Origin of the sequence: Leifsonia sp. P73, from assembly GCF_051059105.1 — a bacterium.
Lineage (GTDB): Bacteria > Actinomycetota > Actinomycetes > Actinomycetales > Microbacteriaceae > Leifsonia.
In genome coordinates, this window is record NZ_CP194931.1 from 46187 (window position 1) to 59349 (window position 13163).

The 13163-nt window shown below is 71.0% G+C and carries 11 protein-coding genes and 1 pseudogene; 10 read left to right on the forward strand and 2 right to left on the reverse strand.

Annotation, left to right across the window (positions count from 1 at the left end; translation table 11 throughout):
* Window positions 1–35 precede the first annotated feature (35 nt).
* The 4 genes from ilvD to ilvC are packed head-to-tail and all read left to right on the forward strand — an operon-like array spanning window position 36 to window position 5183.
* Entirely contained in the window at window positions 36–1730 is a 1695-nt protein-coding gene (gene ilvD, locus ACQ86L_RS00230; protein WP_345839408.1) for a dihydroxy-acid dehydratase, read from the forward strand.
* Window positions 1731–1785: 55 nt separating this feature from the next.
* Window positions 1786–3591 (forward strand): acetolactate synthase large subunit, encoded by a 1806-nt coding sequence (locus tag ACQ86L_RS00235; RefSeq protein WP_434317193.1) that lies wholly within the window; start codon window positions 1786–1788, stop codon window positions 3589–3591.
* Window positions 3592–3596: 5 nt separating this feature from the next.
* A complete protein-coding gene (gene ilvN / locus ACQ86L_RS00240) occupies window positions 3597–4106 on the forward strand; it encodes an acetolactate synthase small subunit (protein ID WP_185277752.1) in 510 nt (169 codons plus the stop codon).
* A gap of 48 nt (window positions 4107–4154) precedes the next feature.
* Window positions 4155–5183, forward strand: coding sequence for a ketol-acid reductoisomerase (gene ilvC, locus ACQ86L_RS00245; RefSeq protein WP_434317194.1), 1029 nt, complete (start codon window positions 4155–4157; stop codon window positions 5181–5183).
* A gap of 83 nt (window positions 5184–5266) precedes the next feature.
* Here the strand turns inward: ilvC and ACQ86L_RS00250 are convergent, their stop codons facing one another.
* Window positions 5267–5455, reverse strand: coding sequence for a DUF1918 domain-containing protein (locus ACQ86L_RS00250; protein WP_434317195.1), 189 nt, complete (start codon window positions 5453–5455; stop codon window positions 5267–5269).
* Between the two features lie 76 nt (window positions 5456–5531).
* Here ACQ86L_RS00250 and ACQ86L_RS00255 point away from each other — a divergent pair, with 76 nt between their 5' ends.
* The 4 genes and pseudogenes from ACQ86L_RS00255 to ACQ86L_RS00270 all read left to right on the forward strand — a co-directional run bounded on the left by ACQ86L_RS00255 (window position 5532) and on the right by ACQ86L_RS00270 (window position 9802).
* Window positions 5532–6278, forward strand: a complete 747-nt coding sequence (locus ACQ86L_RS00255) for a copper homeostasis protein CutC (RefSeq protein ID WP_434317196.1) — start codon at window positions 5532–5534, stop codon at window positions 6276–6278.
* A gap of 105 nt (window positions 6279–6383) precedes the next feature.
* Window positions 6384–7976 carry a phosphoglycerate dehydrogenase gene (gene serA / locus ACQ86L_RS00260; protein ID WP_434317197.1) on the forward strand — a complete coding sequence of 531 codons (1593 nt, stop codon included), beginning with the start codon at window positions 6384–6386 and terminating at the stop codon, window positions 7974–7976.
* A gap of 579 nt (window positions 7977–8555) precedes the next feature.
* Window positions 8556–9320: pseudogene (locus ACQ86L_RS00265) on the forward strand (sigma-70 family RNA polymerase sigma factor); the annotation flags it as partial.
* 83 nt (window positions 9321–9403) lie between these two features.
* Window positions 9404–9802 (forward strand): hypothetical protein, encoded by a 399-nt coding sequence (locus tag ACQ86L_RS00270; protein ID WP_434317198.1) that lies wholly within the window; start codon window positions 9404–9406, stop codon window positions 9800–9802.
* 7 nt (window positions 9803–9809) lie between these two features.
* Here ACQ86L_RS00270 and ACQ86L_RS00275 read toward each other — a convergent pair whose 3' ends face one another.
* A complete protein-coding gene (locus ACQ86L_RS00275; RefSeq protein ID WP_434317199.1) occupies window positions 9810–10391 on the reverse strand; it encodes a TetR/AcrR family transcriptional regulator in 582 nt (193 codons plus the stop codon).
* A 74-nt stretch (window positions 10392–10465) separates the two neighbouring features.
* Here ACQ86L_RS00275 and ACQ86L_RS00280 point away from each other — a divergent pair, with 74 nt between their 5' ends.
* Both ACQ86L_RS00280 and ACQ86L_RS00285 read left to right on the forward strand, forming a co-directional pair.
* Complete coding sequence (locus tag ACQ86L_RS00280) at window positions 10466–12028, forward strand: MFS transporter (protein ID WP_434317200.1); 1563 nt, start codon at window positions 10466–10468, stop codon at window positions 12026–12028.
* Window positions 12029–12084: 56 nt separating this feature from the next.
* Complete coding sequence (locus ACQ86L_RS00285) at window positions 12085–13140, forward strand: 3-isopropylmalate dehydrogenase (protein ID WP_434317201.1); 1056 nt, start codon at window positions 12085–12087, stop codon at window positions 13138–13140.
* Window positions 13141–13163: the final 23 nt, after the last annotated feature.

Genomic DNA, 13163 nt, shown 5'->3' on the forward strand with positions numbered 1-13163 from the left:
CCGGACCGGCATCCAAACGGTCCTAGAGTTGTCACATGCCAGAGATCGATTGGAAGCCGCGCTCTCGCGTGGTCACGGACGGAATCGAAGCCACCACCAGCCGCGGGATGCTGCGGGCCGTCGGCATGGGCGACGCGGACTGGGAGAAGCCGCAGATCGGCATCGCCAGCTCGTGGAACGAGATCACGCCGTGCAACCTGTCGCTCGACCGCCTCGCGCAGGGCGCGAAGGAGGGCGTGCACTCGGGAGGCGGCTACCCGCTCCAGTTCGGCACGATCTCGGTCTCCGACGGCATCTCGATGGGCCACGAGGGCATGCACTTCTCGCTGGTCTCCCGCGAGGTCATCGCCGACTCCGTCGAGACGGTCATGATGGCCGAGCGACTGGACGGCACCGTGCTGCTCGCAGGCTGCGACAAGTCGCTGCCCGGCATGCTCATGGCGGCTGCGCGGCTCGACCTCTCCGCGGTCTTCCTCTACGCGGGCTCGATCGCGCCCGGCTGGGTGAAGCTCAGCGACGGCACCGAGAAGGACGTCACGATCATCGACTCGTTCGAGGCGGTCGGCGCGTGCAAGGCCGGCAAGATGAGCGAGGAGGACCTCAAGCGCATCGAGTGCGCCATCGCCCCGGGCGAGGGCGCCTGCGGCGGAATGTACACCGCCAACACGATGGCCTCCGTCGCCGAGGCGCTCGGCATGAGCCTCCCCGGCTCGGCTGCGCCGCCCTCGGCCGACCGCCGTCGCGACTACTTCGCCCACCGCTCGGGCGAGGCCGTGGTCAACCTGCTCAAGCAGGGGATCACCGCGCGCGACATCCTCACCAAGAAGGCGTTCGAGAACGCGATCGCCGTCGCGATGGCCTTCGGCGGCTCGACCAACGTCGTCCTCCACCTGCTGGCGATCGCGAACGAGGCCGAGGTCGAGCTCACCATCGACGACTTCAACCGGATCGGCGACAAGGTGCCGCACATCGGCGACCTCAAGCCGTTCGGCAAGTACGTCATGAACGACGTCGACCGGCATGGCGGCGTCCCCGTCGTCATGAAAGCCTTGCTCGACGCGGGCCTGCTGCACGGCGACTGCCTCACCGTGACGGGCAAGACCGTCGCCGAGAACCTGGCGGAGATCAACCCGCCCGCGCCGGACGGCAACGTCATGCGCTCGCTCGACAACCCCATCCACCCTACCGGCGGCCTCACCATCCTCAAGGGCTCGCTCGCCCCGGAGGGCGCGGTCGTCAAGACGGCCGGCTTCGACGCGGATGTGTTCGAGGGCCCCGCGCGCGTGTTCGAGCGCGAGCGCGGCGCGATGGACGCTTTGACCGAGGGCCGCATCAACGCGGGCGACGTGGTCATCATCCGCTACGAGGGCCCCAAGGGCGGCCCGGGGATGCGCGAGATGCTCGCGATCACCGCCGCCATCAAGGGCGCAGGGCTCGGCAAGGATGTACTACTATTGACGGACGGACGATTCTCAGGCGGCACAACCGGCCTGTGCATCGGCCACATAGCACCCGAAGCGGTGGACGCAGGTCCGATCGCCTTCGTGCGCGATGGTGATCTGATACGGGTCGATATCGCGGCTCGCTCCCTCGACCTACTTGTCGACGAGTCAGAGCTGACCGCCCGCCGTGACGGCTGGGCGCCTCTTCCTCCGCGCTATACCCGTGGCGTTCTCGCGAAGTACTCCAAGCTCGTGCACTCCGCTGCGGAGGGCGCGGTCACGGGGTAGCCCTTCGCCCACCTCAGATTCATCAACCGCTTCGCACGTAAGGGATCGATAAGGCATGACGCCGGATGCAACCCCCAGTTCAGTGTTGCCCCCCGCGGCGCCCGGAAAGGCGTCGCCCGAAATCCTGACCGGCTCCCAGTCGGTCGTCCGCACCCTCGAGCTCCTCGGCGTCACCGACGCCTTTGGGCTGCCGGGCGGTGCGATCCTCCCCATCTACGACGCGATCATGGACTCGTCCGTGATCCGCCACATCCTGGTCCGGCACGAGCAGGGCGGCGGCCACGCGGCCGAAGGCTACGCCGTCGCCGCCAACAAGGTCGGCGTCGCTCTGGCGACCTCCGGCCCCGGCGCGACCAACCTCGTCACCGCGATCATGGACGCGCACATGGACTCCGTCCCCGTCGTGTTCATCACCGGCCAGGTGTTCTCCACGCTGATGGGCACGGACGCGTTCCAGGAAGCCGACATCGTCGGCATCACCATGCCGATCACGAAGCACTCCTTCCTGGTCAAGAAGGCCGAGGACATCCCGGCCACCATCGCCGCGGCCTACCACATCGCCGGGACGGGACGACCGGGCCCGGTGCTTGTGGACATCACCAAGGACGCCCAGCAGAACGCGGTGCCGTTCGTCTGGCCGCCCAAGATCGACCTGCCCGGCTACCGGCCGATCACCAAGGCGCACGGCAAGCAGATCCTCGCCGCGGCCCAGCTGATGGTCGAGTCCAAGAAGCCGGTGCTCTACGTCGGCGGCGGCGTGATCCGCTCGCGCGCTTCGCAGGAGCTCCTGGAGCTCGCCGAGGCGACCGGCATCCCCGTGGTCACCACGCTGATGGCGCGCGGGGCGTTCCCCGACACGCACACGCAGCACCTCGGCATGCCCGGCATGCACGGCACGGTGCCCGCGGTGCTCGCCCTGCAGGAGTCGGACCTCATCGTGTCGCTCGGAGCGCGCTTCGACGACCGGGTGACCGGCAACACCTCCCTCTTCGCGCCCGACGCGAAGATCGTGCACGTCGACGTCGACCCCGCCGAGATCTCCAAGATCCGGGTCGCCGACGTCCCCATCGTCGGCGATGCCAAGGACGTCATCGTCGATCTGACCGCGGCCTACCAGGACGCCACCCGGGCGGGCGCGCCCGACCTGGTGGAGTGGTGGACGTACCTCAACGGCCTCCGCGAGGAGTTCCCGCTCGGCTACACGCCCACCAGCGACGGCCTCCTCGCGCCGCAGTACGTCATCCAGCGGATCGGCGAGCTGACCGGGCCGGAGGGCATCTACACCGCGGGCGTCGGCCAGCACCAGATGTGGGCGGCGCAGTTCATCAAGTACGAGCGCCCCAACTCGTGGCTGAACTCCGGCGGCGCCGGCACGATGGGCTACTCGGTGCCGGCGGCGATGGGTGCGAAGGTCGCCCAGCCCGACCGCGTCGTGTGGGCGATCGACGGTGACGGCTGCTTCCAGATGACCAACCAGGAGCTGGCCACCTGCACGATCAACGACATCCCGATCAAGGTGGCGATCATCAACAACTCGTCGCTCGGGATGGTGCGGCAGTGGCAGACGCTGTTCTACGACGGCCGCTACTCGAACACCGACCTCAACACCGGCCACGACACCGTGCGCGTGCCCGACTTCGTGAAGCTCGCCGAGGCGTACGGCGCCCTCGGCATCCGCGTCACGAAGGAGGAGGAGGTGGACGCCGCCATCAAGCTGGCGCTGGAGACGAACGACCGCCCGGTCGTCATCGACTTCGTCGTCAGCGCCGACGCGATGGTGTGGCCGATGGTCCCGCAGGGCGTCAGCAACAGCTACGTGCAGTACGCACGCGACCACAGCCCGTCCTTCGGAGAGGAGTGACCCCCATGAGCACACACGTTCTGAGCCTCCTCGTCGAGGACAAGCCCGGTCTGCTGACCCGGGTCGCCGGCTTGTTCGCGCGGCGCGGCTTCAACATCCACTCGCTCGCGGTGGGCACGAGCGAGGTCGACGGCCTCTCGCGCATCACCGTCGTGGTGGACGTGGAGGAGCTGCCGCTGGAGCAGGTCACCAAGCAGCTCAACAAGCTGATCAACGTCATCAAGATCGTCGAGCTGGACCCGGCGCAGTCGGTCCAGCGCGAGCACCTGCTGATCAAGGTGCGGGTCGACAACTCGACCCGCTCCCAGGTGCTGGAGGCGGTCAACCTCTTCCGCGCCCGCGTCGTCGACGTGGCCACCGACGCCCTCGTCATCGAGGTCACCGGCGACAGCGGCAAGACCCAGGCGCTGCTCAAGGTGCTGGAGCCGTACGGGATCAAGGAGATGGCGCAGTCCGGCCTCCTCGCGATCGGCCGCGGCGGCAAGTCCATCACCGAGCGCGTCTTCAAGAACTAAAGCCCGACCCCGGGCGTCAGAACCACATCAAGAAGGAGAACCCACACAGTGGCTGAGATCTACTACGACAACGACGCGGACCTCTCGATCATCCAGGGCAAGAAGGTCGCGGTCATCGGCTACGGCTCGCAGGGCCACGCGCACGCGCAGAACCTCCGCGACTCGGGCGTCGAGGTCGTCATCGGCCTCAAGGAAGGCTCGAAGTCCACGCCCAAGGCCGAGGAGGCGGGCTTCCGCGTCCTCTCCGCCGCCGACGCCGCCAAGTGGGCCGACGTCGTCGTCATCCTCGCGCCCGACCAGGTGCAGCGGAACCTCTACAAGGACGACATCCAGGCCAACCTGGAGGAGGGCAACGCGCTCGTCTTCGGCCACGGCTTCAACATCCGCTTCGGCTACATCGAGGCGCCCGAGGGCGTCGATGTGATCATGGTCGCCCCGAAGGGCCCGGGCCACACCGTCCGTCGCGAGTACGAGGCCGGCCGCGGCGTCCCCGTCATCGTGGCCGTCGAGAAGGACGCGACCGGCAACGCCTGGCCGCTCGTCCTCTCCTACGCGAAGGGCATCGGCGGCCTCCGCGCCGGCGGCATCAAGACCACCTTCACCGAGGAGACCGAGACCGACCTGTTCGGCGAGCAGGCCGTCCTCTGCGGCGGCGTCTCGCAGCTCGTCCAGTACGGCTTCGAGACCCTGACCGAGGCCGGCTACCAGCCGCAGGTCGCCTACTTCGAGGTGCTGCACGAACTCAAGCTCATCGTGGACCTGATGTGGGAGGGCGGCATCGCCAAGCAGCGCTGGAGCGTCTCCGACACGGCCGAGTACGGCGACTACGTCTCGGGCCCGCGCGTCATCGACCCGCACGTGAAGGAGAACATGAAGGCGGTGCTCTCCGACATCCAGGACGGCACCTTCGCGAAGCGCTTCATCGCCGACCAGGACGCGGGCGCGCCCGAGTTCCTGGAGCTCCGCAAGAAGGGCGAGCAGCACCCCATCGAGGCCACCGGCCGCGAGCTGCGCAAGCTCTTCGCGTGGAACGCCTCGAACGACGACGACTACGTCGACGGCGAGGTCGCGCGCTGACCCAGCCGCGCTGAAGAACGGCATCCCGGACGGGGCCGCACCGGAGGATCGGTGCGGCCCCGTCCGCCGTTCGCGCGGGTCATCTACGCCACGCTGTGCTCGATGACCGCGTCCGTCCCCGGATACACGAGCGTCTCGTGCCCGTCGTCGAACCGCACCAGGTACGGCGGTGCGCCGTCCGCGCCGCGCACCTCGACCACCTCGCCCCAGCGGTCCGCCGACTCGACATGCGTGCCCCGGATGCAGATCCGGTCTCCGGTCGTCGCCTGCATGACGCCTCCTCCCTGAACCCTCGCTTCCGACGTTACGCCGGGGCCGCCGCGGCGGGAATGCCGCTATCGTGGCCGCATGCCCGAACCCCGTCTCACCGCCGTCGAGATCGCCGTCCAGGATGTCGCGGGGGTGCGCGTCGCGCTCGCGGAGGGCGCCGACCGGGTCGAGTTGTGCGTCGCTCTGGGGCTCGGGGGCCTGACTCCCTCAGCAGGTCTCGTGCGCGCTGCCGTCGAGGAGGCGCGGGAGGAGGGCCGGACGGGCTTCGTCCACGTCCTTGTGCGCCCGCGCGGCGGCGGCTTCGTCTACGACTCCGACGAGCTCGCCACGGTCGCCGCCGACATCCGCTTCGCCCGCGAGGCCGGCGCGGACGGCGTCGTCATCGGCGCCCTGGACGAGGCGGGCCGCATCGACCGGGAGGCCGTCGCCCGGTTCGTCGCGGAGGCCGGCGGGCTCGACGTGACATTCCACCGCGCCTTCGACACCCTCCCCGACCCGCTGGGCGCGGCCGACGCGCTCGTGGAGCTCGGCGTCGCGCGCGTCCTCACCTCCGGCGGGGCGGCGCGCAGCATCGACGGCGCCGACGGGCTGCGGGCGCTGGCCCAGCGGGTGGACGGCCGGCTGCAGGTGATGGCGGGCGGGGGAGTGCGCGTGGAGGACATCCACGCGCTCATCGCCGCGGGCGTCGACGCGGTGCACCTCTCCGCGCGCGAGACGGTGTCCGGCGCGCCGAGCGGGCCGGGCGGCGGGGATGCGGCGTACGACATCACCGACCCGATCACGGTCAGGGCGGCGGTCGCCGCCGTCCGTGACGCCCGGTCGTAACGCGGCGAAAGGCGGCGTTGCGCTCCCGCTAGAGTTAAGCAACCCGCGCACCGACGACTGCTGCGCGCCTTCTCCCAAGCCAGCCTCCCTGTAAGGAACTGCCACGTGACAAAGCCGGTCGTGCTGATCGCCGAAGAACTTTCGCCCGCCACCGTCGACGCCCTCGGGCCGGACTTCGAGATCCGCAGCGTCGACGGAACCGATCGGCCCGCCCTGCTCTCCGCCGTCTCCGACGCGGACGCCATCCTGGTGCGCTCCGCCACCAAGGTCGACGCCGAGGTGATCGCCGCCGCGAACAAGCTGCGCGTCATCGCCCGCGCCGGCGTCGGCCTCGACAACGTCGACATCAAGACCGCCACCAACGCCGGCGTCATGGTCGTCAACGCGCCGACCTCCAACATCATCTCGGCCGCCGAGCTCACCGTCGGCCACATCCTGAGCCTCGCCAGGCACATCCCCGCCGCACACAGCGCGCTGGCGCAGGGGCAGTGGAAGCGCTCCAAGTACACCGGCGTCGAGCTGTACGAGAAGACGGTCGGCATCATCGGCCTCGGCCGCATCGGCGCGCTCATCACGGCGCGCCTGCAGGCGTTCGGCACCAAGGTGATCGCCTACGACCCCTACGTCACGAGCGCGCGCGCCCAGCAGCTCGGCGTCCAGCTCGTCAGCCTCGACGAACTGCTCACCGAGGCCGACTTCGTCACCATCCACATGCCGAAGACGCCCGAGACCACCGGGATGATCTCCGACGACCAGCTCGCGCAGATGAAGCCGACCGCCTTCGTCGTCAACGTCGCCCGCGGCGGCCTGATCGACGAGGACGCCCTGTACCGCGCGCTCAGCACCAAGAGCATCGCCGGCGCCGGCCTCGACGTGTTCGTGACCGAGCCGCCGACGGAGTCGCCGCTGCTGGAGCTGGAGAACGTCATCGTGACGCCGCACCTCGGCGCCTCCACGGACGAGGCGCAGGAGAAGGCCGGCGTCTCCGTCGCCAAGTCGGTGCGCCTCGCGCTCTCCGGCGAGCTGGTGCCCGACGCGGTCAACGTGGCCGGCGGCGTCATCGACCCGTACGTTCGCCCCGGCATCCCGCTGGTGGAGAAGCTCGGCCAGGTGTTCTCGGGCCTCGCCCACAGCCCGCTGACCAGCATCGACGTGGAGGTGCGCGGTGAGCTGGTGGACTACGACGTCAGCGTGCTGAAGCTCGCGGCGCTCAAGGGCCTTTTCACGAACATCGTCTCGGAGACGGTCTCCTACGTGAACGCGCCGCTCCTCGCCGAGCAGCGCGGCATCGAGGTGCGGCTCATCACCGACTCGGTGAGCGAGGAGTACCGCAACCTGATCACCCTGCGCGGCGCGCTCAGCGACGGCTCGCAGGTCTCGGTCTCCGGCACGCTCACCGGCACCAAGCAGGTCGAGAAGGTCGTGGAGATCAACGGCTACGACGTGGAGGTGCCGATCGCCGAGCACCTGATCGTCATGGTCTACGACGACCGCCCCGGCATCGTCGCCGTCTACGGCCACGAGTTCGGCGAGGCGCGGATCAACATCGCCGGCATGCAGATCGCGCGGACCGCCGCCGGCGGCAAGGCGCTCAGCGTCCTGACCGTCGACTCGCGCGTCCCGGAGGGTCTGCTCGAGAAGGTCCGCGTCGCGATCGACGCCGACCTCCTGCAGGAGATCGACATCACCGAGTCCTGACCCCCGCCGAGGGGCACGTCGTTGTCACTTTTCGCCGCGAAAAGTGACAACGACGTGCCCCTCGAAAAGTTCTTCTCGCGCACTGTCGATTTCGACGGTTGACTTGCGTCGTAGGGATGTCGCCCGAGCGGGGCGGCGTTCCGACGAAGTGAGGAGACCACGATGTCCGACGAGTACGTTCTGCTCATCCGCGAGCCGAACTGGGACCCCGAGGCGATGACGGCGGAGGAGTGGCAGGCGGGCATGGCCGGCCACAAGGCGTTCCAGGACGCCGTCGTCGCGGCCGGTGAGCGGATCGTCGCCACCGGCGCCCTGCAGCCCGTCACCAAGGCGACCAAGATCACGCCCCGCGAGGGCGGCGCCCCGCTGATCACCGACGGGCCGTTCAGCGAGACCAGGAGGTCGTCACCGGCTTCTACAGCTACACGGCCTCGACGCCCGAGCAGGCGAGGGAGCTGGCCGCGATGGTGCCGACCGGCGGCTGGGTCGAGCTGTACCCGGTGCTGGTGCTCGACACGGTGCGCTGAGCAGCCGGCGCGAACGCGAAGCGCGGATGGCGTGCTGCGGGAGGGCTGGGCCGTGACAGCGGCCTCCCGGATCGAGCGCGCCTACCGTGAGGACGCCGCCCGCATCCTGGGCGCGGTCGCGCGCACGACGGGCGACCTCCTGCTCGCCGAGGACGCGGTGCAGGAGGCGTTCGCGCGCGCCGTCGCCGAGGCGGCGCACGGCCGCGAGCCGCGGAACCCCGCGGCCTGGATCACGACGGTCGCGCGCCGGGTCGCGCTCGACGCGCTGCGGCGCGAACGGTCCGCCCGGCGCGTCGCTCCGATGCTGGCCGCGGAGGCCGAACGCGCCGAGAGCGCCGCCGCGGCCGAGGCCGAGGAGAGGGGTGAGGAGGCGGTGTTCATCGGCGATGAGCGGCTGGACCTCATCCTGCTCGTCGCGCATCCCGACCTCGCGCCGGAGACGCGCGTCGCACTGGCGCTGCGGCACGTCTGCGGCGTGCCGACCGCGCGGATCGCCGACGCCTTCCTGGTCTCCGAGACCACGATGGCCGCCCGGCTCACCCGCGCCAAGAAGCGCGTCCACGACACCGGCCTCCGGTTCGCCCTCGACGACGCGGCGGCTGTCGCCGAGCGGATGCCGGACGCGCTGACCACGATCTACCTGCTCTACACGGTCGGCCACGCGACCGCGGACGACCGGCTGCGCGCCGACGCGATCGCCGTCGCCCGCGACGCGCACCGGGTGGCGGGCGACGCCGAGAGCGCCGGACTGCTCGGCCTGCTCCTGCTGACCGAGGCGCGCCAGGCGACGCGGCTGACCGCGGACGACGAGTTCGCGACGCTGCGGGAGGCCGACCGGACGCGCTGGGACGTGGCGATGATGGTGGAGGGGAGCGCCTGGCGACTGCCGCGCTCGACGGCATGGCAGACGGCGACGGCCGCTACGGCCTCCAGGCGGGCATCGCCGGGCTGCACGCCATCGCGCCGACCTGGGAGGCCACCGACTGGCCCGCGATCGTCCGGCTCTACGACGGCCTGGTGCGGGTCTGGCCGAGCACCTCGGCACGGCTCGGCCGGCTGGTCGCGCTCGGCCACAGCCCGGACGCCGGGCCGGAGGTCGCCCTCGCCGCCCTCGACGCCGAGCCCGACCTGTTCGTCGGCCCGCTGGCCTCCCGGGCGCACGCGGCGCGCGCCGAACTGCTGCGGCTCGCGGGGGACGGTGCCGGGTCCGAGGTCGAGCTGCGGCGCGCGATCGGGACGACGGACGACGACCGGACCCGACGGTCGCTGCTGCGGCTGCTCGCCGCGGGCGGCGTCTGAGCCGCGCTCAGTCGCGCGCGCTCAGCCGCTCGACCAGCCCGATCAGCTCCTGGACGTCGGTCTCGTCCCGCAGCACGGTGTTCGCCGCCGGCAGCAGCGCGGTGTTGTAGTACATCCCGTCGCCGATCAGCATGATGGTCCGCGCCACCATCCGGTCGCCGACGACGGTCTCCAGCTCGCTGAGCCACTGCCGCTGCGCGTCGGCGAGGGCGTCGCTGGCGCGCGCGTCGGAGGCCTGGGCGAGCCGGGCGATGGCGACGATCACCCGCTCCAGGCGGTTGTCGGAGGGGATGGACGTCCGCAGGAAGTAGGCGACCGGCCCGTCCGGCGCGGCGCGCATGTGCTCGATGTCCTCGGCGAGGTCGGCAGCGAAGCGCTCCAGGACGCCGTCGACCAGGGCGTCCTTCGACGCGAAGTGGTAGAGCAGGCCGCCCTTGGAGACGCCGGCCCGCGCCGCCACGGCCTCCAGCGTCGCCGCGCGCTCGCTCTGCTCGGCGAGCAGGTCCTCGAAGGCGTCGAGGATGCGGTCGCGGGCGGACCGCGAAGCGGGGGAGGACGAAGTGGACGCCGGGGAGGCGGGGGAGGACATGGGGCCATGCTAGCCGCGACCGCCAGTGCTCCCGCGTCATTGACTACTGTACCGTCCGGACGGTACAGTAAGGCATGACCTCGACAACCCGCTCCGACCGCATCCCGGCCGCCGCCGAGCCGACGGCGCAGCCCCTGCTCCCACGCCCGGCCGTGCCGGCGCGCGCCTGGGTGGCCCTGGTCGTCCTCATGCTCCCCGTCCTCCTCGTGTCGGTCGACAACACCGTCCTGGGCTTCGCCCTCCCGGCCATCACCGAGGCGCTGCGGCCGTCCTCGACGCAGATGCTCTGGATCGTGGACGTGTACCCGCTCGTGCTCGCCGGCCTGCTCGTCGCGATGGGCAGCCTCGGCGACCGCATCGGCCGCCGGACAGTGCTGCTGATCGGCGCGACCGGCTTCGCCGCCGTCTCGGCCGCGGCGGCGTTCGCCCCGACCGCCGAGCTGCTGATCGGCGCGCGGGCCCTGCTCGGGGTGTTCGGCGCGATGCTCATGCCCTCCACGCTGTCCCTGCTGCGCAGCGTGTTCCAGGACCGCGAGCAGCGCCGCGTCGCCATCGCGATCTGGGCGGCGGGATTCGCGGCGGGCTCCGCGCTCGGGCCGATCGTCGGCGGCCTGCTGATCGAGCACTTCTGGTGGGGCTCGGTGTTCCTGCTCGCGGTGCCCGTGCTGATCCCGCTGCTGGTGCTCACTCCGCTGCTCGTGCGCGAGTCGCGCGATCCCGCGCCGGGGCCGGTGGACGTCGTGTCCATCCTGCTGTCGCTCGTGACGATGGCGCCGATCGTGTACGGGATCAAGGAGTACGCGGTGCACGGGCTCGCGCCCGTGCCGGTGCTGGCGGTGGTCGTCGGGGTGAGCGCCGGGGTGCTGTTCGTCCGGCGTCAGCTCCGGAGGCCGGTCCCGATGCTCGACATGCGCCTGTTCCGGCGGGCGGCGTTCAGCGGCGCGGTGCTGATCAACCTGCTCAGCGTGATCGCGCTGGTCGGCTTCCTGTTCTTCGTGTCGCAGCACCTCCAGCTGGTGCTCGGGATGCCGCCGATGCGGGCCGGGATGGTGCTGCTGCCGGGCCTCGCGACCATGATCGTGTCGGGCCTCCTGGTGGTGCCCGTGGCGCGGCGGCTGCGGCCCGGGCTCGTGATCGCGGGCGGGCTCTGCGTCTCGGCGGCCGGGTACATCGTCGTCGCTGTGAGCGGGGGAGACGCGTCCTGGGGCGTCCTCCTCGCCGCGTTCGTGCTGCTGGGCCTGGGGATCGGCGCAGCCGAGACGGTGTCGAACGAGCTCATCGTCTCGACCGCGCCGGCGGACAAGGCGGGCGCGGCGTCCGCGGTGTCCGAGACCGCGTACGAGCTGGGCGCTGTGCTCGGCACGGCGACGCTCGGGAGCATCATCATCGCGTCATACCGCGCCGCGATCGTGCTGCCCGCCGGACTGAGCCCGGCCGACGCGGCCGCCGCCGGGGACACGCTGGGCGGCGCGGTGACGGTCGCCGGCGGCCTCCCGGGCGGGGCCGCGGCCGAGCTGCTGGCCTCCGCGCGGCACGCGTTCGACAGCGGCATCGCGCTCACCGCCTCCATCGGCGCGGGGCTGATGCTGACCGCGGCCGTCCTCGCCCTCGTCACCCTCCGCCGCGTCCGCTCCTGACCCGGCGGCGATAGTGTAGGGGGTACCGTCTGTCCGTCGATCAGTGCAGGAGCGTCATGAGCACAACCGTCCAACTCGCCGTCATCCCCGGGGACGGAATCGGTCCGGAGGTGATCGCGGAGGCGGTCAAGGTGCTCGACGCGGTCACGGCGGGCAGCGACCTCGCGTTCGAGAAGACGCACTTCTCGCTCGGCGCCGACCGCTTCCTGGCGACCGGCGACGTGCTCACCGACGACGACCTGGCCGCGATCGCGGGCCACGACGCCATCCTGCTCGGCGCGGTCGGCGGCACGCCGGGCGACCCGCGGCTGGCGGGCGCGAACATCGAGCGCGGGCTGCTGCTGAAGCTGCGCTTCTCGCTCGACCACTACGTCAACCTGCGGCCGACCACCCTGTTCCCCGGCATCGCGAGCCCGCTGGCGGACCCGGGGGAGGTCGACTTCGTCGTCGTCCGCGAGGGCACGGAGGGCCCGTATGTCGGCAACGGCGGCGCCATCCGGCAGGGCACGGCTCACGAGATCGCCAACGAGGTCTCGGTCAACACCGCCTACGGCGTGGAGCGCGTCGTGCGCTACGCGTTCGAGCAGGCCGAGGGCCGCCGCAAGAAGCTCACGCTCGTGCACAAGACCAACGTGCTCACGTTCGCGGGCGGGCTGTGGAAGCGGATCGTGGACGCCGTGGCGGCCGAGCATCCCGACGTGGCCGTCGACTACCTCCACGTCGACGCGGCGACCATCTTCCTGGTCACCGATCCTGCTAGATTCGATGTGATCGTCACGGACAACCTCTTCGGCGACATCCTCACCGACCTCGCGGCCGCGATCAGCGGCGGCATCGGACTGGCCGCCTCGGGCAACATCAACCCCGCGGGCGAATTCCCGAGCATGTTCGAACCGGTTCACGGATCGGCCCCCGACATCGCCGGCCAGCAGAAGGCCGACCCCACCGCCGCGATCCTCTCCGTCGCGCTCCTCCTCCGCCACCTCGGCGCCGGGGAGCTCGCCCAGCGGGTCGAGCAGGCGGTGACGTCCGACCTCGCCGCCCGCAGCGGCGCCGCGCGCACGACCTCCGAAGTGGGCGACGCGATCGCGGCCCGCGTGGCGCAGAATTGACGCATCGCAGCAAAGGACACTCA